At 34.0% G+C, this 21203-nt stretch carries 18 protein-coding genes and 3 tRNA genes; 16 read left to right on the plus strand and 5 right to left on the minus strand.

Annotation, left to right across the window (positions count from 1 at the left end; translation table 11 throughout):
• The first annotated feature begins 846 nt into the window (after positions 1–846).
• The 6 genes from thrS to B0I10_RS11155 all read left to right on the plus strand — a co-directional run bounded on the left by thrS (position 847) and on the right by B0I10_RS11155 (position 5500).
• Positions 847–2793, plus strand: coding sequence for a threonine--tRNA ligase (thrS, locus tag B0I10_RS11130; RefSeq protein ID WP_112086594.1), 1947 nt, complete (start codon positions 847–849; stop codon positions 2791–2793).
• A gap of 23 nt (positions 2794–2816) precedes the next feature.
• Entirely contained in the window at positions 2817–3365 is a 549-nt protein-coding gene (infC, locus tag B0I10_RS11135) for a translation initiation factor IF-3 (protein ID WP_262510653.1), read from the plus strand.
• A 118-nt stretch (positions 3366–3483) separates the two neighbouring features.
• Positions 3484–3681, plus strand: coding sequence for a 50S ribosomal protein L35 (gene rpmI, locus B0I10_RS11140; RefSeq protein WP_091398482.1), 198 nt, complete (start codon positions 3484–3486; stop codon positions 3679–3681).
• Between the two features lie 171 nt (positions 3682–3852).
• Complete coding sequence (gene rplT / locus B0I10_RS11145; RefSeq protein WP_112086596.1) at positions 3853–4197, plus strand: 50S ribosomal protein L20; 345 nt, start codon at positions 3853–3855, stop codon at positions 4195–4197.
• A gap of 110 nt (positions 4198–4307) precedes the next feature.
• The gene (locus tag B0I10_RS11150) at positions 4308–4880 is read left to right on the plus strand and encodes a hypothetical protein (protein ID WP_112086597.1); all 573 of its coding nucleotides are present in this window, start codon (positions 4308–4310) and stop codon (positions 4878–4880) included.
• A 119-nt stretch (positions 4881–4999) separates the two neighbouring features.
• A complete protein-coding gene (locus B0I10_RS11155) occupies positions 5000–5500 on the plus strand; it encodes a phosphoribosyltransferase domain-containing protein (protein ID WP_112086598.1) in 501 nt (166 codons plus the stop codon).
• Here B0I10_RS11155 and B0I10_RS11160 read toward each other — a convergent pair.
• Positions 5489–6010, minus strand: coding sequence for a shikimate kinase (locus B0I10_RS11160; protein WP_112086599.1), 522 nt, complete (start codon positions 6008–6010; stop codon positions 5489–5491). The genes B0I10_RS11155 and B0I10_RS11160 overlap by 12 nt on opposite strands.
• 125 nt (positions 6011–6135) lie before the next feature.
• On the opposite strand from B0I10_RS11160, the gene B0I10_RS11165 reads away from it, so the two are divergent.
• The 7 genes from B0I10_RS11165 to B0I10_RS11195 all read left to right on the plus strand — a co-directional run bounded on the left by B0I10_RS11165 (position 6136) and on the right by B0I10_RS11195 (position 10291).
• Positions 6136–6208, plus strand: a tRNA-Lys gene (locus B0I10_RS11165).
• A 25-nt stretch (positions 6209–6233) separates the two neighbouring features.
• Positions 6234–6306 (plus strand) — tRNA-Lys (locus tag B0I10_RS11170).
• Between the two features lie 37 nt (positions 6307–6343).
• Positions 6344–6425, plus strand: a tRNA-Leu gene (locus B0I10_RS11175).
• A gap of 181 nt (positions 6426–6606) precedes the next feature.
• Positions 6607–7503 carry a MerR family transcriptional regulator gene (locus B0I10_RS11180; RefSeq protein WP_112086600.1) on the plus strand — a complete coding sequence of 299 codons (897 nt, stop codon included), beginning with the start codon at positions 6607–6609 and terminating at the stop codon, positions 7501–7503.
• Positions 7504–7518: 15 nt separating this feature from the next.
• Positions 7519–8988 carry a phytoene desaturase family protein gene (locus tag B0I10_RS11185; RefSeq protein ID WP_112086601.1) on the plus strand — a complete coding sequence of 490 codons (1470 nt, stop codon included), beginning with the start codon at positions 7519–7521 and terminating at the stop codon, positions 8986–8988.
• 11 nt (positions 8989–8999) lie between these two features.
• Positions 9000–9839, plus strand: a complete 840-nt coding sequence (locus B0I10_RS11190) for a phytoene/squalene synthase family protein (RefSeq protein ID WP_112086602.1) — start codon at positions 9000–9002, stop codon at positions 9837–9839.
• A 2-nt stretch (positions 9840–9841) separates the two neighbouring features.
• Positions 9842–10291 carry a sterol desaturase family protein gene (locus B0I10_RS11195; RefSeq protein ID WP_181456943.1) on the plus strand — a complete coding sequence of 150 codons (450 nt, stop codon included), beginning with the start codon at positions 9842–9844 and terminating at the stop codon, positions 10289–10291.
• 53 nt (positions 10292–10344) lie between these two features.
• Here B0I10_RS11195 and B0I10_RS11200 read toward each other — a convergent pair whose 3' ends face one another.
• The 4 genes from B0I10_RS11200 to rpmH form a co-directional block, all read right to left on the minus strand.
• A complete protein-coding gene (locus B0I10_RS11200) occupies positions 10345–11121 on the minus strand; it encodes a T9SS type A sorting domain-containing protein (protein ID WP_112086603.1) in 777 nt (258 codons plus the stop codon).
• A 6-nt stretch (positions 11122–11127) separates the two neighbouring features.
• Positions 11128–11640 (minus strand): ankyrin repeat domain-containing protein, encoded by a 513-nt coding sequence (locus tag B0I10_RS11205; protein ID WP_112086604.1) that lies wholly within the window; start codon positions 11638–11640, stop codon positions 11128–11130.
• Between the two features lie 65 nt (positions 11641–11705).
• A complete protein-coding gene (gene carB / locus B0I10_RS11210; protein ID WP_112086605.1) occupies positions 11706–14558 on the minus strand; it encodes a carbamoyl-phosphate synthase large subunit in 2853 nt (950 codons plus the stop codon).
• Between the two features lie 102 nt (positions 14559–14660).
• Entirely contained in the window at positions 14661–14822 is a 162-nt protein-coding gene (gene rpmH / locus B0I10_RS11215; RefSeq protein WP_026710894.1) for a 50S ribosomal protein L34, read from the minus strand.
• 159 nt (positions 14823–14981) lie between these two features.
• Between rpmH and B0I10_RS11220 the strand changes: the two genes are divergently transcribed.
• The 3 genes from B0I10_RS11220 to B0I10_RS11230 all read left to right on the plus strand — a co-directional run bounded on the left by B0I10_RS11220 (position 14982) and on the right by B0I10_RS11230 (position 21184).
• Positions 14982–15497, plus strand: coding sequence for a DUF2892 domain-containing protein (locus B0I10_RS11220; RefSeq protein ID WP_112086606.1), 516 nt, complete (start codon positions 14982–14984; stop codon positions 15495–15497).
• A 431-nt stretch (positions 15498–15928) separates the two neighbouring features.
• Positions 15929–17314, plus strand: a complete 1386-nt coding sequence (locus B0I10_RS11225; protein WP_112086607.1) for a T9SS type A sorting domain-containing protein — start codon at positions 15929–15931, stop codon at positions 17312–17314.
• Positions 17315–18058: 744 nt separating this feature from the next.
• On the plus strand, positions 18059–21184 hold the full coding sequence (locus tag B0I10_RS11230; RefSeq protein ID WP_112086608.1) for a glycoside hydrolase 5 family protein: 3126 nt from the start codon (positions 18059–18061) through the stop codon (positions 21182–21184).
• Positions 21185–21203: the final 19 nt, after the last annotated feature.

Below are 21203 nucleotides of genomic sequence, written 5' to 3' on the forward strand. Positions count from 1 at the left end.
CTCGATTAGCCTTACTCTCTCTTTTTTTTCGATTAAACATTACTGTCTAATCGTGCTGTCAATTCAATATGTCTATGAACGTGTCTTCTTGTTTTAAACTGAACTTGTTTCAGTTTCTTATATAACCCTACAATTAAAATCGTAGACTAGCTATCTAAGCGGGTGCAAAAGTACAACTTCTTTTTGATTAGGCAAGCTTTTCGAAAAAAAAATTTATTTTCTTTTTTTTACTCTCCTAATCCCAGTTTTGTCGCTTGCGGAGGGCAAAGATACTACTCTTTTACTTCTCCTTCCAAATCTTTTTATAGATTTTTTTTAACTCCAATTTTCTACAGAACGTCGCTCTCAATGCGGGTGCAAAAGTAGTACTCTTTTTGGGCTTTCCAAATCTTTTTTAAACTCTTTTTGAAAGTTTTTTTTAATGTGCTGGTTGTGAGATGGAAATGGAGAAAGTTTTTTTTTGTTTCAAGTTTCAGGTTTCAAGTTTTGCCCGCCAAGGCGGGAGATTGCTTCGCCAGTTCGCTATCGCTCGTGTCCTATTTCGACTTCGTCTTCTTGCGGAATGACAAAACTGAGACTGCGACTGATGACTGGATAATGCTTACTGACTACTGCTCCCCTAGCCCCGATTGCAATGGAAAGCCTTGTAAAGTATTGTTGTATTTTTTCTTGGCAAAAAAAAGCGACCAACGGAAGCTCTTTTTTGGCAAGAAAAAAACAACAAGACGAACAAGCTTGGAATGGAAAGCGGGAAATAGCTTCTGAAAAATGTTGTTTTAATATTACCTATATATATTGTGTGGGATTTTGTAATCTTATATATTTGCAGTCCATAAAAATTTAGGCATGATAAAAATTAGTTTACCTGACGGTTCGGTTAAGGAGTTTGAGAAGAATTCGACTCCGATGGATGTTGCGAGAAGTATTAGTGAAGGTTTGGCGAGAAATGTGATTTCTGCGTCATATAACAACACTATTGTGGAAACGACGACGGAATTGACCACGGATGGTTCACTCCTATTATATACGTGGAATGACAAAGAAGGCAAAAAGGCTTTTTGGCATTCGACTTCGCACGTAATGGCTCAAGTTTTGGAGGAGCAATATCCGGGAATTAAGTTAACGCTTGGGCCGGCGATTGATAATGGATTTTATTATGACGTAGATTTTGGTGATACGAAAATCACGGAAGCCGATTTTAAAGCCATTGAAGATAGAATTTTAGAAGTTTCGAGAGAAAAGCACGAGTTTAAAATGCGTGCGGTTTCGAAAGCGGAGGCATTGGAAGTTTATAAAAATAATGAATATAAGACGGAATTAATTTCGAATTTAGAAGACGGAACGATTACGTTTTGTGATCACGCTAACTTTTTTGATTTGTGTCGTGGTGGTCATATTCCGAATACGGGATTGATTAAGGCGATGAAAATTATGAGTGTTGCCGGTGCCTATTGGCGTGGTGATGAGAAGAACAAGCAGTTGACTCGCGTTTATGGTATTTCGTTTCCGAAGCAAAAGGAATTGACAGAATATTTGGAATTATTGGAAGAAGCCAAACGCAGAGATCACAGAAAATTAGGAAAAGAGTTGGATTTATTTGCTTTTTCGCAAAAAGTGGGTCAAGGTTTGCCGTTATGGTTACCAAAAGGTGCTGCTTTGCGTGATCGTTTGGAGCAATTTTTGAAAAAAGCTCAGAAGAAAGCGGGTTACGAGCAAGTGGTTACGCCTCATATTGGTCAGAAAGAGTTATATGTCACTTCCGGACATTATGCGAAATATGGTGCGGATAGTTTTCAGCCGATTCACACGCCAGCAGAGGGTGAAGAGTTTTTGTTGAAGCCAATGAATTGTCCGCATCACTGTGAAATTTATAACACAAGACCGTGGAGTTATAAAGATTTACCGAAGCGTTATGCTGAATTTGGAACGGTTTATCGTTACGAACAAAGTGGTGAATTGCATGGATTGACACGAGTTCGCGGATTTACGCAAGATGATGCACACATTTTTTGTACACCGGATCAATTGGACAGCGAGTTTAAAAAAGTAATTGATTTGGTTTTGTATGTTTTCAGTTCGTTAGGATTTGAGAATTTTACGGCTCAGATTTCGTTGAGAGATCAAGAGAACCGAGAAAAATATATTGGTAGCGATGAAAATTGGGAAAAAGCAGAAAATGCTATCATCAATGCTGCTCGGGACAAAGGTTTAAACACGGTTGTAGAATATGGTGAAGCCGCTTTTTACGGTCCGAAATTAGACTTTATGGTCAAAGATGCTTTGGGAAGACAATGGCAATTGGGAACCATTCAAGTAGATTATAATTTACCCGAACGTTTTGAATTGAGTTACAAAGGAGCGGACAATGAAATGCATCGTCCAGTTATGATTCACCGAGCACCGTTTGGTTCGATGGAGCGATTTATTGCCATTTTATTGGAACATACAGCAGGAAATTTCCCACTATGGTTGATGCCAGAGCAAGCTATAATCTTGTCTTTAAGTGAGAAATATGAAAATTATGCCGAAAAAGTTTTAACTTTGCTAGAAAATCACGAAATTCGCGGCCTGATTGACAACCGCAATGAGACAATTGGCAAGAAAATAAGGGATGCGGAAGTGAAGAAAATTCCGTTTATGATCATTGTTGGTGACGAAGAAGAGAAGAACGGCACGATTTCTGTAAGAAGACACGGCCAAGAAGGAAAAGGAAATATCACGGTTACAGTTGACGAATTTGCTCGACTTGTAAACGAAGAAATAAGCAAGACATTAAAACCATTTGTAGTTTAACTTAAAAATTAAAAGTCATAGCAATTAGAAACAACAGGGGATATCAACCCAGAGTAGAAAAAAAGGCAGCACACAGAATTAACAATTTAATTCGTGTTCCCGAAGTGCGATTGGTCGGTGAAAACATCGAGCCAGGGGTTTACAAAATTTCTGAAGCTTTACGTTTAGCGGAAGAATTTGAGGTGGATTTGGTAGAAATTTCTCCCAATGCAGAGCCGCCGGTTTGTAAATTAATGGACTACGGTAAATTTATTTACGAGCAAAAGAAAAGAGATAAAATGCTCAAAGCCAAATCGACTCAAATTGTAGTGAAAGAAATTCGTTTCGGTCCTCAAACGGATGAGCATGACTATGAGTTTAAAAAGAAAAATGCTGAGAAATTCTTAAAAGAAGGAGCTAAATTAAAAGCTTTTGTATTCTTTAAAGGACGTTCGATTATTTATAAAGAACAAGGTCAAATTCTTTTGTTACGTTTGGCTCAAGATTTAGAAGATTTAGGAAAAGTGGAAGCTTTGCCTGTATTGGAAGGAAAGCGAATGATTATGTATCTCGCTCCGAAGAAGAAGAAGTAAGTTGCTGAGCAACTGAGGTTCTGAGTTGCTGAGATTAAACTCAGTTAATTAGTGCCTTAGCCACTGAGAAACTAAAAAATAAGTAAGTAAGTTGAATCACAAATAAATTTGGGAAATTATGCCTAAAATGAAAACAAAATCCAGTGCTAAGAAGCGATTCAAAGTAACTGGCTCTGGAAAAATCAAGAGAAAGCACGCTTTTAAAAGTCACATTTTGACTAAAAAATCTAAAAAGCGTAAATTAGCTTTAACTCATTCGACTTTGGTTCACAAAACCGATGAGAAAAGCATTAAACAACAATTAAGGATTATATAATTGTATTAAGATTTGAGTATTAAGTATTAAGACTTTAGTATTAGGACCTTAAACTTGAATCCTAAAATAATTAAATTCTTTAGGTTAAAAATTATTTAATAACCTTGGAGTATGGCCGATAAGTTCCCTTGATTAAATTCGGGACGCCTGCTACAAAAAAACAAGAAAATTATGCCAAGATCAGTAAATTCGGTTGCTAAAAGAGCACGAAGAAAAAAAGTATTAAAGCAAGCCAAAGGTTTCTTTGGTAGACGTAAAAACGTTTGGACGGTTGCTAAAAACGCGGTTGAAAAAGCCATGGTTTATGCTTACCGTGACAGAAGACAGAACAAAAGAAACTTCCGTTCGTTATGGATCATGCGTATTAACGCTGGTGCTCGTTTGGAAGGAATGAGTTATTCTCAATTTATCGGAAAAGTGAAATCTAACGGTATCGAATTGAACCGTAAAGTGCTTGCTGATTTAGCAATGAATCATCCGGAAGCTTTTAAAGCAATTTTGAATAAAGTAAAATAAACGTTTTAACAATCCGATTTTAACTTACTTATATAGAAAAGAGTTGTCTGAAAAGGCAGCTCTTTTTTTATTATCTTTATAGGATATTATTCTCTTTAAAATCTCAACGTATGTTACGAGTAACTTTAGGCTCTGTTTTGGTAATTATCACGATGTTACTTGTTCCTTCGGTAGAAAAGGCGTTGTTTTTCTTACCACTCATTTTTGCACTTTCAGTAAGTTTAGCAAATACTGACAAACTCAAACTAAACAAAGCTTTGGGCATTGTTTTAAGTGTTGGCCAAAGCTATTTGGTTTTTCTGGGATTAGCTATTGTAATTTACTTTTTTGATGAGTGGATTCAAAACATTTCCAATGGCGATAGTTCAGAGATAGAAGGCGTAGCATTGATAACAATTGGTGGTTATTTAGCAGCATTGTTGCTATTTTACTTCTACTCGTTTTTGTTTAAAGTAATCGATTTTAAATTTAGTTTTTGGGCAATCAGTCTATGCCACACACTAGTTGTAATTGTGATGTTTGTTTTTTCTAAAAATGAATATCTTCAATTTGGTGTAGAAAAATTTCCTGCCTATTTGATTTCTTGGTGCATTTTTATAAGCTTAGCTTACAGTATTTCGCTCAATCGAGAGCTATTCTATAAATCATCAAAAATAATAACTAGCGAGTCTGAAAACGTTTAAATAATGGTGCTTTACTTTTAAATTCAAGAAAAATAATTAATTTGGATATCGAAATTTCACTGGTAAAAATGTTTTTAGGATATACTTAAACTTTCTATCTTTGATAAAAATAAAAACCCATGCCGCAAATTACTATTCTTTCACATCAGGAAATTGAGCATAAAATTAAACGAATTGCTTATCAAATCTACGAAACATTTGTGGATGAAGAAGAAATTATTCTTGCCGGAATTGCCAAAAATGGGTATATTTTTGCAGAAAAATTAGCGGTAGAATTGAGCAAAATCTCAACAATAAAGATTGCATTGTGCGAAGTTTATATTGACAAACATAATCCTTTTAAACCAATAACTACTTCCCTTTCGAAAGAAAATTATAAAAACAAAGGTATAATTTTGGTTGATGATGTTTTAAACTCAGGCACAACATTGGTTTATGGTGTGAAGCACTTCTTAGATGTTCCGTTAAAAAAATTCAAAACGGCTGTTTTAGTTGACAGAAATCACAAAAAATATCCGGTGAAAGTTGATTTTAAGGGGATTTCACTTTCCACATCCTTACAAGAACACGTGCAAGTGGTTTTTGAAAAAGAAAACAGTTTTGCTTATTTAAGCAACTAATTTTTTAATTTCTTCCACCACCTCTTCAATTGATTTTCCATCAGTAGAAATAATATGTTTTGCTTGATGGTAATAAAAACTTCGATCGAACAAATGCTTGGCGATAAATTCTTTTAACTCTTCCTCGCTCATTTCTGCAATGATTGGCCTACCTGATTTGTTTTTGCTCAAACGCCTATAAAGCTCTTCTATGGAAGTTTTTAAATAAATCGATATGACATCTTCATTTTGTAAAAAAAGATGATTATTGGCATAGCAGGGTGTGCCTCCTCCCAGACTTAAAATAAATTCATCATTTGAATGAATAATTTTTTTAAAAACTTCATGTTCAAGTTTCCTAAAGTAAAGTTCTCCTTTGGTTTTAAAGATAGAACTAATTGATAAATTTTGTTCATTTTCAATCAAAACATCTAAATCAAAATGTGTTTTTCGCAAAACATTTGATAGCTTAGAAGCAATTATGGTCTTTCCCGATCCCATGTATCCAAGTAGAATAATTTTTTTTTGCATAATAAATCCTTGTATAATAAGGCGTTAAGAAAGAATAAATTAAAAAAGCAAATTTAAGACAAATTTGCTTTGAAAAATTAATAATAAGACCGTATATTTGCACCCGCATTCAAGAAATTGCATTTGACTCGATAGCTCAGTTGGTAGAGCACATCACTTTTAATGATGGGGTCCTGGGTTCGAGCCCCAGTCGGGTCACAATTTTTTATTTCAAGATGCAATTGACTCGATAGCTCAGTTGGTAGAGCACATCACTTTTAATGATGGGGTCCTGGGTTCGAGCCCCAGTCGGGTCACTTCAAAAGACGTTGCGTGCAACGTCTTTACTTTTTTGGCCACGTGGAGAAATTGGTAGACTCGCCATCTTGAGGGGGTGGTGTCGCAAGACGTGTCAGTTCGAATCTGATCGTGGTCACTTTAAAATCCTAAAAACTGATTGTTTTTATAAAAACAATGTGTTTTTAGGATTTTTCATTTTAAAAAAGGAGATATTGTAAGTATTATAGTCGATATTCAATAAAAAATAAAAAATAAACGTAAAAAGAATTATTTTCTATCATAATTCACTACTTTTGTTTAAGCAAAACAACAAAAAGATGAACAATGTAAAAAATGTTTTTAGCATAAAAGACCTTGAAAATTTATCAGGGATTAAGGCTCATACAATTAGGATTTGGGAAAAAAGATATAATGTTCTTGAACCTATGCGTACAGACACTAACATTCGTTACTATGATTTACCTGCACTTCAAAGGTTATTAAATATAACATTGTTGCATAATCACGGCTATAAAATATCGAAAATATCAAAACTAACTCCTGACAAGTTAACCATTCTTGTGAGAGAAATTGTTAATGAAAAAAGTGTAAAACATCACGCCATTAATGCTTTTAAGATGGCAATGATGAATTTTGACCAAACCCTTTTTTTTAACACTTACAGTAATTTACTTTCTGAAAAATCTTTCAGAGAGATTTTTTTCGAAATATTCATACCCCTTATGAATGAAATTGGTTTGCTTTGGCAATCTGAAACCATATCACCAGCTCATGAACATTTCATTAGTTATTTAATAAAACAAAAACTTTTGGTTAATACCGAAAAAATACAAGTTTTAGAACCCACGAAGGATGACCGGGTTTTTGTTCTTTATCTTCCGTCGAATGAAATTCACGAATTAGGTTTAATGTATTTAAATTATGAAATTATACTAAATGGCTACAAAACAATTTATTTAGGTGAAAGCGTGCCGATTGAAAGCCTAAGAGATATAAAGAAATATTTTGATAAAGTAACCTATGTATCTTATATGACAGTTGAGCCTAACAAAGATGAAATTAACAACTATTTAAAACAAATCGAAGAAGAAATATTGGAGGATGGTCAATCAGAACTTTGGACAATTGGCCGAATAACTGAATACATAAAACCCGATCTTTTTAAAAATGTTAGAGTCTTTAATTCTATTTTAGAAATTTCGAACAACCTATAATTTTTTTTAGAAAAAATGAGTAAAAATATATTTATTATTGGTTCAGGCTTTTCGGCTCTTGCGGCAGCTTGTTATTTAGCAAAATCAGGTAATCAAGTTACTGTATTTGAAAAAAATTCAACTATTGGTGGCAGAGCCAGACAACTCAAAAAAGAAGGCTTTACCTTTGATATTGGTCCTACTTGGTATTGGATGCCCGATGTTTTTGAACGTTTTTTTAATGATTTTGATAAAAAACCCTCTGACTATTACGATTTAATAAAACTTTCTCCTGCTTACCAAGTCTATTTTGGAATTCGTGATTTCGTGACCATTGCTGACAATTTGCCAGATATTGTTAAAACATTTGAAAATATTGAGTCAGGAAGCGGAGCAGTTCTAGAAAAATTCATGTCTGAAGCCAAAAGCAATTACGACATTGCCATAAAAGATCTTGTTTACAGGCCAGGCGTTTCACCACTTGAGTTGATTACAACGGAAACCGCTTTAAAAGTGGGACAGTTTTTTTCAAACATAAGTAAAGAGGTAAGAAAACGCTTTAAAAATCAAAAGTTAGTACAAATTCTAGAATTTCCGGTTTTATTTTTAGGAGCCAAACCGCAAGACACGCCAGCCTTCTATAGTTTTATGAATTTTGCTGATTTTGGTTTGGGAACGTGGCATCCGAAAAACGGAATGTATAGTGTAATCCTGGCCATGGAAGCGTTGGCTATTGAATTAGGTGTAAAAATTCAAACCAATGCGAATGTTGAAAAAATAATTGTAAAACAAAAAAAGGCAGTTGGTATACGAGTAAATGGTCAAGAACAATTTTGTGAAGTGGTGCTTAGTGGCGCCGATTACCACCACTCTGAAACTTTACTAGATGCTGAGCACAGAGCTTACTCAGAGTCCTATTGGGAGAAAAAAACATTTGCTCCTTCCTCACTTTTATTTTATGTAGGTTTTAATAAAATTATACAAAATGTAGAACATCATACTTTATTTTTTGATGTGTCATTTGAAAAGCATGCGGAATCTATTTACGATAAACCAAGTTGGCCAGAAGAACCGCTTTTTTATGCAAGTTTTCCATCCAAAACAGACGACTCCGCTGCACCGGAAGGTCAAGAAGCTGGTATATTTTTGATACCCCTTGCACCCGGAATTGAAGATACTGAAGAAATCAGAGAAAAATATTTTAACATCATAATTGAACGATTTGAAAAGTTAACCGAACAATCTATCAAAAAAAGTGTTATCTTTAAGGATTCATATTGTGTGAATGATTTTATAAAGGACTATAATTCATACAAAGGAAATGCATATGGAATGGCAAACACCCTATTTCAAACTGCTTTTTTGCGACCAAAATTGAAAAGTAAAAAAGTCGAGAACCTATTTTTTACCGGTCAACTTACCGTTCCCGGGCCCGGAGTTCCGCCTTCCTTAATTTCAGGAAAATTGGTTTCAGAATTAATCCAAAAAAATTCAACTAAAAGTTAAAGATTCTTGCAATGAAATCAATTTTTGATACTATTTCTTACGAATGTAGTAGGAATGTTACCAAAACATACAGTACTTCATTTTCAACTGCAGTGAAAATGCTGTCTCCTACCATTAGACAAGATATATATAATATTTATGGGTTTGTTCGCTTTGCCGATGAGATTGTCGATTCATTTCATGATTACAATAAGGGAAAGTTGTTTGATTTATTTGAAACTGATTTAGAAAATGCTCTACAGGACAAAATCAGTTTAAACCCAATTTTAAATTCTTTTCAACACACGGTGAATCAATATGCGATTCCGAAAGATTTGATAGACGCTTTTATGAAAAGTATGAAATTGGACTTACACAAAACTAATTATAAAACCCCGGAAGAATATCATGAGTATATCTACGGATCTGCTGATGTGGTAGGTTTAATGTGCTTGAAAGTATTTGTGAATGGCAATGATGCCAAATTTGACGAACTAAAAGAAAGTGCTATGCGGTTGGGATCAGCTTTTCAAAAGGTTAACTTTTTGAGGGATTTGAAAGCCGACTTTGAAGAATTAAATAGAACCTATTTTCCAAATACAGATTTAAATAAATTGGATGAAAATTCAAAACAAATCATTATTGCAGAAATAGAAGCCGATTTTGAAGCCGGATTTGAAGGAATTCGAAAATTGCCCTTAGAAGCGAAATTTGGTGTGTACACAGCTTATGTTTACTACAAAAAATTACTGTCTAAACTTAAAAAAACACCATCGTTTGCAATCAAGAACACACGTATACGAGTTCCTGATTATCAAAAAGTGGGATTGTTGGCAAAATGTTACATAAATTACCGATTAAAAACAATATAATTATGACTATCTGGATTCACATTTTAGTGTTCTTTTTAACCTTTTCCATGATGGAATTTTTGGCTTGGTTTACACACAAATATGTAATGCACGGCTTTTTATGGAATTTGCATTCCGATCACCACAAAAAAGATCACGATTCGTGGTTTGAGCGAAATGACACATTTTTTATTTTCTACGCTGTGGTCAGTATTAGTTTCTTTCTACTTTGGAAATATAAAATTTTAGAACTTGGTTTGGCGATTGGAATTGGAATTTTTGCTTATGGATTAGCCTATTTTTTTGTGCATGATATTTTTATTCATCAACGCTTCAAGCTTTTTAGAAATGCGAATAATCTATATGCAAAAGCAGTAAGAAGAGCTCACAAAATGCATCATAAACACACCGGGAAAGAGCATGGTGAATGTTTCGGCATGTTGGTAGTGCCTTGGAAATATTTTAAGAAATAAACTGTTCGTTTCTCACACGAAATGCAGTAAGATTTTTGAATTTAATACACTAATTAAAAAGTTAACTGTACTTTTTTCCAATTTTTACCGCTCTCATTTTCAATTTCAAAAAAGTAAATACCAGACTGTAAATCAGTTACATTCAAAGTTACTTCTTTGGTATAATCGATAGAAAACGTTTTTAAATGTGCTCCAGTTTGGGAGTAAACATTCACTCGTTGAATGTTCGCATTTGTTTTTATGGTTATAATTCCGTCTGAAGGATTCGGAAATAATTTTACATCCGTAATAAACGCATCATCAATTCCAAGCAAATTGAGCGATGTACTCAAGACAACATCTCTATTTAAGACCCCGTGATAATTCATTGTAAAATTAGGAGAACTCGATTTTGCCCAAGCAAAATCAATAACATTGTTGTTGAAATCAAATACATAATCGTTTGAATCACCTGTATCAAAAGCCCTTGTATAAACCAGCGTTCTAATCCCGTTAGTAGGTGTGTTATTTTGATTGGACACTAGAACCCAGTTGTTAACCGGATCGGGTGTTGGAGCAAAATTAACACCATTGTGAACGGCATCTACAAGTATCGAATTATTCCAATACACAACATCGGTGCCATTTTGCATCCCACTTTCAAATGAACCAAATTGCAACGAAAACCACCTATCATTTGGCCCGGATAAGGTTAATGTAGCTGTTGATGTAGCATTATTTAACAGCAACGAAGTCGAAAAATCGTTACTTAAATTAAGAACACCTGTAGTCTTTTCTTGTGCCAATGATGACACGAAAGTGAACAATAAAAACAATGTATTTTTTAACATAGTTAATTACTTTAAGATATTAATTACTTCTTCATCCTTCGAGATAACTGCATACTCAAATGCTGTTTTACCGCTGTTATCCACTAAACTTTTATCTGAATTATATTTTAATAAAAGGTTGATTAGCTCTTTATTTTTGAATTGAGTTGCATACATGAGCGGTGAAACACCCCTCAAGTCCGTTAAATTGGGATTTGCCTTACTATTTAAAAGTTTGATTGATAAATCAATGTTACCTCTAAACACAGCTGCCGTTAAAGCTGTACCCATTTCTGAATTATAATTTACATTTGCTCCCTCATTCAATAAAAAATCAACAATTTCCTCATATCCTCTGTAAGTAGCTAAAATAAGCATAGTAAACCCTTCTTCATTTGGCGCATCAATTAGAGATGGTTGAGCTTTTAACAAAACCGAAAGTCTATCAAAATCTCTGGTTCTAACGAACGAAAAAGCATCTTCTTGTGAGAAAACATGAGTATTTGACAGTAAAAATAGTACGAGATAAAATATTTTCATTTTAATCAAATAATAACAAATATACAGAATTAATTAAAATAAGACGAGGCATATTATTTAAGCAATTATCTACTCAAATACATTTTGCGTCTGGAATACAATTCATAGAATTGATCATCTTTTAAATCGTCAATAAACAAAATACTTTCTCCCGTTGATTTCATTTCCGGACCTAATTTTTTATTTACACCATGAAACTTACCAAACGAAAAAACGGGTTGTTTGATGGCATATCCTTTTAATTGCGGGTTAAAAGTGAAATCGGTTACTTTATTTTCGCCTAACATTACTTTTGTAGCATAGTTTACATAGGGTTCGCCATACGCTTTGGCAATAAATGGCACAGTACGAGATGCTCTTGGATTTGCTTCGATAATGTAAACTGTGTCATCTTTAATGGCAAATTGAATATTAATTAATCCAACCGTTTTTAAAGCTAAAGCTATTTTTTTGGTATGATCTTTAATCTGTTGCATCACAAATTCACCTAAATTAAATGGTGGCAAAGTAGCATTACTATCACCAGAATGCACCCCGCAAGGTTCGATGTGCTCCATTATTCCTATGATGTAAACATTTTCTCCATCACAAATAGCATCGGCTTCGGCTTCAATGGCTCCATCTAAATAATGATCCAGAAGCAATTTGTTCCCCGGAATATTTTTTAATAAATCAATTACATGTTCTTCTAATTCTTGTTTATTGATGACAATTTTCATTCCTTGTCCGCCTAAAACATAAGAAGGTCTAACCAATAACGGAAAATCTAACACATCGGCTAAAGCAGAAGCTTGATCGGCATTTTCTGCCACACCAAATTGCGGGAAAGGGATTTTTAGTTCTGATAAAAGTTCAGAAAAACGACCTCTATCTTCGGCTAAATCTAAGGCATCAAAACTGGTTCCGATGATTTTTACTCCGTACCGATCTAATTTTTCCGCTAATTTTAAAGCCGTTTGTCCACCTAATTGTACAATGACACCTTCCGGTTTTTCGTGTCTAATGATATCATATATATGTTCCCAGAAAACGGGTTCAAAATATAATTTATCAGCGATATCAAAATCGGTCGAAACCGTTTCCGGATTACAATTAATCATAATTGTTTCATAACCACATTCTTTGGCTGCCAAAACACCATGAACACATGAATAATCAAATTCGATTCCTTGGCCAATTCGATTTGGGCCAGAACCAAGAACAATGACTTTCTTTTTATCTGTCACAACACTTTCGTTATGCACATATTTTTCACCTGTAGCCGTCTCAATTTCGGCTTCAAAAGTAGAATAGTAATAGGGTGTTTGTGCTTTAAATTCGGCTGCACACGTGTCTACTAATTTATAAACACGATTGATTGATAATTCTACTCTTTTCGTATACACCTGACTCTCTAAACAACGAATCATGTGAGCAATTTGTCGGTCAGCAAAACCTTTTTGTTTAGCTTCTAAGAGTAATTCTTTTGGTAAGGTTTCGATGGAATAGTTTGAAATTTCTTTTTCCAACAAATGTAGTTCTTCATATTGTTTTAAAAACCACATATCAATTTTTGTGATTTCATGAATTCTACTCAATGGAATTCCCATTTGAATGGCATCGTAAATAACGAAAACACGGTCCCAACTGGCGTACGTTAATTTTTCAATAATCTGTTCGTAGTTTTTATATCCTTTTCCGTCTGCCCCTAACCCATTTCGTTTAATTTCAAGCGATTGAGTCGCTTTATGAAGAGCTTCTTGAAACGAGCGGCCAATTCCCATTACTTCCCCTACTGATTTCATTTGAAGTCCTAACGTTCGGTCTGCTCCTTCAAATTTATCAAAGTTCCAACGTGGAATTTTTACAATAACATAATCTAAAGTCGGTTCAAAAAGTGCCGAAGTTGATTTGGTAATTTGGTTTTGAAGTTCATCTAAATGGTACCCCAAAGCCAATTTAGAGGCAATTTTTGCAATGGGATAGCCTGTCGCTTTTGATGCTAATGCAGACGAACGGGAAACCCTTGGATTAATTTCAATCGCCACAATATCTTCCTTTTCATCAGGTGACACGGCAAATTGAACATTACAACCACCTGCAAAATTTCCAATGCTTCGCATCATCAAAATCGCCATATCTCTCATTTTTTGAAAAGTGTTATCCGATAAAGTCATTGCCGGAGCAACGGTAATACTATCGCCGGTATGAATTCCCATTGGGTCCATATTTTCGATAGAACAGATAATCACAACATTATCATTTTGATCGCGAAGTAATTCTAATTCATATTCTTTCCAACCCAATAAAGCCTTATCAATTAACACTTCATGTATGGGTGAAGCTTCAAGACCTCTAGTTAACAATTCATCAAATTCATCTTTGTGATGCACGAATGCAGCTCCGGAACCACCTAAAGTAAAAGAGGGACGTATGACTAACGGAAAACCAAATTCCTGAGCAATTTCTTTACCTTTTAAAAAAGAAGTGGCAATTTTCGCTGGTGCAGCACCTACGCCAATGCGTTGTAATAATTGTTTAAATTGTTCTCTGTCTTCGGTAATATTGATTGCATTAATATCAACGCCAATTAATCTTACATTAAAATCGGCCCAAATTCCTTTTTCATCGGCTTCTAAACATAAATTTAATGCCGTTTGTCCTCCCATAGTGGGAAGAACAGCATCAATATTTGGATGTTTTTTTAGGATTTCAATGATCGATTTGGTGGTTAATGGCAATAAATAAACATGATCCGCCATGGATGGATCGGTCATGATGGTTGCAGGATTGGAGTTGATTAAAATAACTTCAATTCCTTCTTCTCTGATTGAACGGGCTGATTGTGAACCAGCGTAATCAAATTCACAAGCTTGACCAATAACAATTGGGCCAGAGCCAATGATTAATACCGATTTTATTGAATGATCTTTAGGCATATTGTTGTGTTATACTAGTTTAGTTGTTGTTTGAGTTGACAAGTTATAAAAAAAAGGCGTTACTAAAAAAAGTAACGCCTTTATTATGATTAATACTAATCATTATTTTTTGTGTCTTGGTTCGCAGGAAACAGTCAATTTGTGTCTTCCTTTGGCTCTTCTTCGAGCAAGGACTTTTCTACCATTTGCAGTAGCCATTCTATCCATAAACCCGTGTTTATTTCTTCTTTTTCTTTTCGATGGTTGAAACGTTCTCTTACTCATTGTTTTGTATCTTTAAAATCGTGTATAATTTTATTGTGTTAGGTTTCCTAAAAACCGAGTGCAAATATACAAAGACTTTTTTTTCTCACAAGCAGTTTTATAAAAATATTTTCATTTCGTTTTATTACCTTTGCAAACACAAAAAACAAAGTCATCATTATGTTTCACAAAAATATCAAAATAGTATTTGCAGCCGTATTAGTAGCTTTAGGAATTTGGCAGTTTACAGAAAACAATATCGGGAACGGAATTTTTCTCCTACTACTTATTGTGTTTCCAATTTTTTTATACTTTAAAAATGAATTTATCCTTTTAGCCTTCCTAAAATTAAGAAAACAAGATTTTGTTGGTGCAAAAAAATGGTTAGATAAAATAAAAAATCCTGAAACAGCTTTAGTAAAAAAACAACAAGGGTATTATAATTACCTTCATGGATTGATGGTTTCGCAAACAAATTTGAATCAAGCAGAAAAATTCTTTAAAAAAGCAATTGAACTAGGACTTTCAATGGATATGGACTTAGCTGTTGCAAAATTAAATTTGGCGGGTATTGCCATGTCGAGAAGAAGAAAAATTGAAGCAACTAATTTATTGAATGAAGCCAACAAGCTCGACAAACAAAAAATGTTGAAGGAACAGATTACCATGATGAAACAGCAATTGAAGAAAATATAACAAACTAATAGTTGTGTCATAAAAAAATCGATTTATAGTTTGCTATGAATCGATTTTTATTTTTGAACTATTATCTATAAAAACTTTTAGAAAAAATAGTACTTGATTAACAAATGTACTATTAATGAATTTAAAACATAACTCAACATCTTAAGGCAAATAAACAATTAATCTCATAAACAGAAAACGTTGTAGTGCATAAAAAAGCCAAAAACACCTATACATTAACCATACAAGGCCTTTAAAATTTAAAAAAAACTAAGCTGTAAAAGTATCGTTGATACAAATAAACATTGACTAAAGTTGATTCATTTAATTTTTTTTTAAAATAATATAGGATGTATAGTTAAAATATATAAAAGTGTGAAATATCTATTTAAATAATACTTAAATTTGGAATAATTAAATATTAACTCAAAAAAACAAGTATTATGAAAAAAATTACTTTATTATTAGTCCTTTTGACTTTTTCGCTAGGATTTTCACAAGACCTACTATTAGGTTTTGAAACTGGAGAAAGTGGCGGCGTAAATGGAGGTCCTTTCGGTGATGGACCAGCACCTGTTGTTGAAGCCGGCACTGGGACAAACACAACTCAAGTATTAAAAATTGTTGGAAATCCTGCAGGTCAGCCGTGGCAAGGAATAAATCTTACTTTATCATCTTTGGTAAACTTAACAGCAACTCAAACAATGACGATGGATGTATTTTCAGATACGCCAATAACTTTTTTAGTAAAAGTAACAGGTGGAGCTACCGGACCAGCTCAAGTTGCGGCTTCTGCTTCGCACACTGGTGGAAGTACATGGCAAACGGTTTCTTTTACTTTTAATACATCATTAGACGGTGCACCTGCTCCAGCAACTGGTGTCTACAGTGGTTTTGTAATACATACGTATTGGGCTCCCGGTGCAGTTGCGTTTTTCAATCCGACAATACCAACACCAGCTAGAACTTTTTATGTAGACAATATCAGAGGACCACTTGGAACACCACCTGTTGATCCAGCTCCTGCTACTGCGGCTCCAACGCCACCAAACAGACCGGCAGCTGATGTTAAATCATTGTTTAGTGATGTGTATACACCTGTAGCCGTTATGGGTTATTCAGGTGGTGATGACAACACATATAATACTTCTTGGTGTCCTGGCTCAACGAGTTTAGTGCAAATTGAAGGTAATAATACAAACAAAATTGTAGGTTTAGGTTGTGAAGGAATTGCTTTCTTAGCCGGTAGATTCGATGCAACTGGGTTTACACGTTTTCATATCGATATTTGGACAGCCACTCCTACTCAAGATAGAGTTTTTAGTTTTAAATTTTCTAACTGGAATAGTACAACTGGTGAAACGAATGCTTTCGAATATACCGCTACAAACGCCAACGTAATGCCAAGTGGTTCAGAAGGAGAGTGGATTTCAATAGACATCCCGTTTTCTAGCTTCAACTGTATTAATACACCTCCAGGAAATGCATGTCCTAATGTTTCTGACTTTGCACAATTTGTTATTACTTCAGATTTAGGAACAGTATATTATGACAATCTGTATTTACACAAAAACACATTAGGTGTTTCGAGTTTTGAAACTGCTAAAATAAAAATGTATCCTAATCCTGCCACTTCTAATTTCACAATAGAGGCTCAAGATTTGATTAGCAATGTTACGGTTTACAATCTATTAGGTCAAGAAGTTATCTCTAAAAACCTAAACGAGCAAGAAACTACTATGGATATTTCAACGTTAAGCAACGGTGTTTATGTTGTAAAAGCAACGGTTAATGGTATTGTTTCCTCTTCAAGATTGGTTAAACAATAAATAAAAGTTTTATTCTAAATGGCTGCCTGAAAATGGCAGCCATTTTTTTTTAATCCAATAAATAACTAAGATGTTTTCTATTGATTCAACTTTATAAGTTTAAATAGTAAAATTTTAAGAATTATATGGAATTGTATTATAAAACAACATCGAAATTTTACTGCGGACATCATAACTTTCATAATTAGGCAACATTAAAGTAAAACAATTGAAACTTTTATTAACGAATATTGTCCAAAATTTGTAGAAAAACCTCTAATTTATAAAACACCATTGTCTTAAAAAACACAACAAATAAACCAAATTAACTATACAAAACCTCAACATCAACGTTTGAGTTACTCAAAAACTAAAAATTTTTTAAAAAAAACATTTATAAAATTGAAATAAAATTTATTCTAGCATATGAGGAACGTAGTAGTAAAAAAATCAATTGCTAAAGCAACAAACCAATCGATTATAGGCTAATAATAAGGTGTTTAAATCTACTTTGCCGACTATTTTTTAAAAAAAATCAAGTTTAAGTCTCAAAAAAAACATAGTTTTTTACGTTGCTTAAAACCAAATTAAGATAATTATCTTTTTGAAATTAGCTCATACCAGTAACGTATAATCGGTTTGTATGTTTTTTGTTGAGGTTAATTTATTAATAATGTAATATTTCATTACTATTTTTATAGAATCAAAAAATTATCTAACAACTTTTTATATATTTATTTAATCTTTTTTAATTAAACAAACCAAATGAAAAAAATAACTTTATTACTTCTTTTCTGGTGTTATTCTCAAACTATTTTTTCACAAACCGAAAAAGTATACGTTGACACGAATAATTCACAAATGAAATTAAAAGTCAATGGAAAAGATTTTATGGTCAATGGAATGAATTGGGATTATTTCCCAATTGGTACTAATTACACCTACAGCTTATGGAATCAACCCGATAATCTAATTCAAGAGGCTTTGGATGAAGAAATGGGGCTTCTAAAGAACATGGGCGTAAACTCTATTCGTGTTTATACAGGAATTCCAAAAAAATGGATAGAATACATATATACTAATTATGGTATCTATACAATGTTGAATCACTCTTTTGGAAGATACGGTCTTACTTTAGATGGTGTTTGGACGCCTAATACAGAGTACAGCAATGCAAAAACAAGAAAATTACTTCTTGATGAGGTGACACAACTAGCTACCGATTACAAAGACACAAAAGGCCTTTTATTGTTTTTGTTAGGAAATGAAAACAATTATGGTCTTTTTTGGGATGGTGCCGAAACAGAAAATATTCCAATTCAAGATAGAAAATCAACTATCAGAGCAAGAGAAATGTACAAATTATTTAATGAAGCAGCGGTTGCAATGAAAGCCATTGATTCCAATCATCCCGTTGCTTTATGTAATGGTGATTTGCTCTTCTTAGATATCATTGCGGAAGAATGTAAAGATGTAGATATTTTTGGAACAAACGTTTATAGAGGTGTTTCTTTTGGCGATCTGTTTGATCGCGTTAAAAAAGAATACGGAAAACCAGTGCTTTTTACAGAATTTGGAGCAGATGCTTTTAATGTAATCACTAATCAAGAGGACCAAAAATCACAAGCTTTCTATTTGAAAGGTAATTGGAAAGAAATCTATGAAAATGCAGCAGGCTTAGGAAAAGCCGGAAATTCACTAGGGGGTTATACTTTTCAATTTAGTGATGGTTGGTGGAAATTCGGACAAACTAAAAATTTAGACATACATGACACAAACGCTTCGTGGTCAAATGGTGGTTATCAAAAAGATTTTATTGAAGGCCAAAATAACATGAATGAAGAATGGTTTGGAATTTGTGCCAAAGGTCCAAGTAACGAAAAAGGTTTATATCAATTGTATCCTCGAGCAGCATATTATTTATTAAAAGATTTGCATAAGTTTAATCCATATGCTCAGGATGTTACACCAACAAGTGTAGATAAACACTTTGCCGAGGCAGAAATTATGGACGCGGCATTGAGAGCAAGAGGCGACAAAGCAGCCATGGGTGGCAATGATACGCAAGTGTTAAGAATAAGTAATGTAAGAGCTGAATTTACAACTTTCAATACAGGTGGAAGCCTCATTACAACGCCTGAATCGGATGATCCGAATACAAATATATATCCAAATAAGCTAGGTTTCGACCACATGGAATCCTATTTTGTAGGTGTAGAAGGAAATCCCTCTGCTAATATGAAAGCAAATATAAATGTGAATATTTTAGGTCGTGTGGCCGAAAATCCAATTAATGAAATTTTCTATGAAAATAGAGGTCGAGCTCAATTGGTTGAAACACCGGATGGAGCTGTTCTAACTAACGACATTAACAGAGTGCAAATTTATAATGCTTCATACAGTTGGAACGCCAAAGATTTTGATTTAAGAGGTTTTTACAGAACCGGTCACTACCATTGGGGTTACGAAGGCGATTTCTTTGGCCTTTATCCTGAAGCGAACTATGGACCAAACTTAGATATTTATAATGGTGAAACCTTAGGGTTTGAAATAGACGGAAAAAGAAGCCTTGATGGCCTAAAAGCAGCTTTTGGTCCACAATTGTGGTGGGGAGCTAACCCAGCCTATTTATTAAAATATGCCAGAAAAATTGGAAAATTTAATTTTGCAACTGTTTATCATGAAGATATTAACCAAGCAGAAGTTTCGCAGTCGGTGTCATCCATAGCGTTTCCAATTCCAAAAACGCGAAGAGCAACAATTTATTTGCAAACAAAAGTAGGAAGCTTAGGCATTGAATTAGGGGGTATTTGGGGAGGACAACCATTAAATGGTAGAGAATTCCAAATGATGGACGGTGACGTTGTAAAACTTGACAAAGTCAATACGAAAGACAATTGGGGAGGAAAAGCTAAACTTACCTTTTCTAAAGGAAAATTTAACGCATACACACAAGGAGCTATCCAAGGTTTAGTCGCCAATGGTGGTGCTGACGCAACGCAAACCTTTACAGGATGGCGATTAAAAGATAGTGGAAGTGGAAATCAAATGAACTTTTTAGCAGGTTTGACCTATAATGTAAATTCCAACTTGCAAATTGCTCCTAACTTTTTATGGCAAAAACCATTAGTAGAAGCCATGCCAAACGGTGTAGATGCGCCGGGAAGATTAAGAAATATTTTAGATGACCCATTTATTGTTAGAGCAAATAGAGAAACCGTTGGTGGTGAACTTCTGCTTACTTATGACCCTACTCCTGGAACTTGGATGTACGAGTGGAACAACGATATGGTAGAAGATGCAAAATTTGCCTTCAGCACAGGGTTTGTTTACCGTCATTTACCAACAACACAAGATGCTGCCATCGGATTTTTAGCAAATCGTACTTCTTTTGCATTCGAAAGATCAGCTCCTGCTCAAGATTTATGGGAATCAAACACTCGAATTGTATCAAAATTAACGGCTGATTTTGGTCTAATCGCGAATATCTATTTTGGAAACGGACAAGCCAATGGTGATTCTGAAAGAACGATTAACAGAATGGGGTATGATTTAAGAGCGATTTATAGAAAAGTAAAAGTAGTTACTTCATTAAAATTAAACGATTGGGGTCCATTTGATTACCACAGAGATTTTAACTTAACGTATCCTTTACAAAGTGCAATCGATATCTCAACGTCTGTTGGAAAACCTAATTGGTTTATTTTACCGGATACAAGAATTGGAATCATGGGAATTTGGCGTTCACTTGATCAATTTTCACCAAGATATTCCCCAACATTTGTTCCGGAAAACACTTTCCCTGCTGTCCCAGTTCTTAGTCCGGTTGGATTTGGAAACGGCTCCGAATGGGAAATTAGAACCTACATTCACATAAATATTGGAAAATAATTTTAAAAAATTGAAAAAA

This window comes from Flavobacterium lacus, assembly GCF_003268815.1.
Taxonomy (GTDB): domain Bacteria; phylum Bacteroidota; class Bacteroidia; order Flavobacteriales; family Flavobacteriaceae; genus Flavobacterium; species Flavobacterium lacus.

What these genes read in the sequence shown, in the direction of transcription:
- thrS (WP_112086594.1), top strand. Translation starts at nt 847, where the DNA reads ATGATAAAAATTAGTTTACCTGACGGTTCGGTTAAGGAGTTTGAGAAG.
- rpmI (WP_091398482.1), top strand. Translation starts at nt 3,484, where the DNA reads ATGCCTAAAATGAAAACAAAATCCAGTGCTAAGAAGCGATTCAAAGTA.
- rplT (WP_112086596.1), top strand. Translation starts at nt 3,853, where the DNA reads ATGCCAAGATCAGTAAATTCGGTTGCTAAAAGAGCACGAAGAAAAAAA.
- B0I10_RS11150 (WP_112086597.1), top strand. Translation starts at nt 4,308, where the DNA reads ATGTTACGAGTAACTTTAGGCTCTGTTTTGGTAATTATCACGATGTTA.
- B0I10_RS11155 (WP_112086598.1), top strand. Translation starts at nt 5,000, where the DNA reads ATGCCGCAAATTACTATTCTTTCACATCAGGAAATTGAGCATAAAATT.
- B0I10_RS11160 (WP_112086599.1), bottom strand. Translation starts at nt 6,010, where the DNA reads ATGCAAAAAAAAATTATTCTACTTGGATACATGGGATCGGGAAAGACC.
- B0I10_RS11180 (WP_112086600.1), top strand. Translation starts at nt 6,607, where the DNA reads ATGAACAATGTAAAAAATGTTTTTAGCATAAAAGACCTTGAAAATTTA.
- B0I10_RS11185 (WP_112086601.1), top strand. Translation starts at nt 7,519, where the DNA reads ATGAGTAAAAATATATTTATTATTGGTTCAGGCTTTTCGGCTCTTGCG.
- B0I10_RS11190 (WP_112086602.1), top strand. Translation starts at nt 9,000, where the DNA reads ATGAAATCAATTTTTGATACTATTTCTTACGAATGTAGTAGGAATGTT.
- B0I10_RS11195 (WP_181456943.1), top strand. Translation starts at nt 9,842, where the DNA reads ATGACTATCTGGATTCACATTTTAGTGTTCTTTTTAACCTTTTCCATG.
- B0I10_RS11200 (WP_112086603.1), bottom strand. Translation starts at nt 11,121, where the DNA reads ATGTTAAAAAATACATTGTTTTTATTGTTCACTTTCGTGTCATCATTG.
- B0I10_RS11205 (WP_112086604.1), bottom strand. Translation starts at nt 11,640, where the DNA reads ATGAAAATATTTTATCTCGTACTATTTTTACTGTCAAATACTCATGTT.
- carB (WP_112086605.1), bottom strand. Translation starts at nt 14,558, where the DNA reads ATGCCTAAAGATCATTCAATAAAATCGGTATTAATCATTGGCTCTGGC.
- rpmH (WP_026710894.1), bottom strand. Translation starts at nt 14,822, where the DNA reads ATGAGTAAGAGAACGTTTCAACCATCGAAAAGAAAAAGAAGAAATAAA.
- B0I10_RS11220 (WP_112086606.1), top strand. Translation starts at nt 14,982, where the DNA reads ATGTTTCACAAAAATATCAAAATAGTATTTGCAGCCGTATTAGTAGCT.
- B0I10_RS11225 (WP_112086607.1), top strand. Translation starts at nt 15,929, where the DNA reads ATGAAAAAAATTACTTTATTATTAGTCCTTTTGACTTTTTCGCTAGGA.
- B0I10_RS11230 (WP_112086608.1), top strand. Translation starts at nt 18,059, where the DNA reads ATGAAAAAAATAACTTTATTACTTCTTTTCTGGTGTTATTCTCAAACT.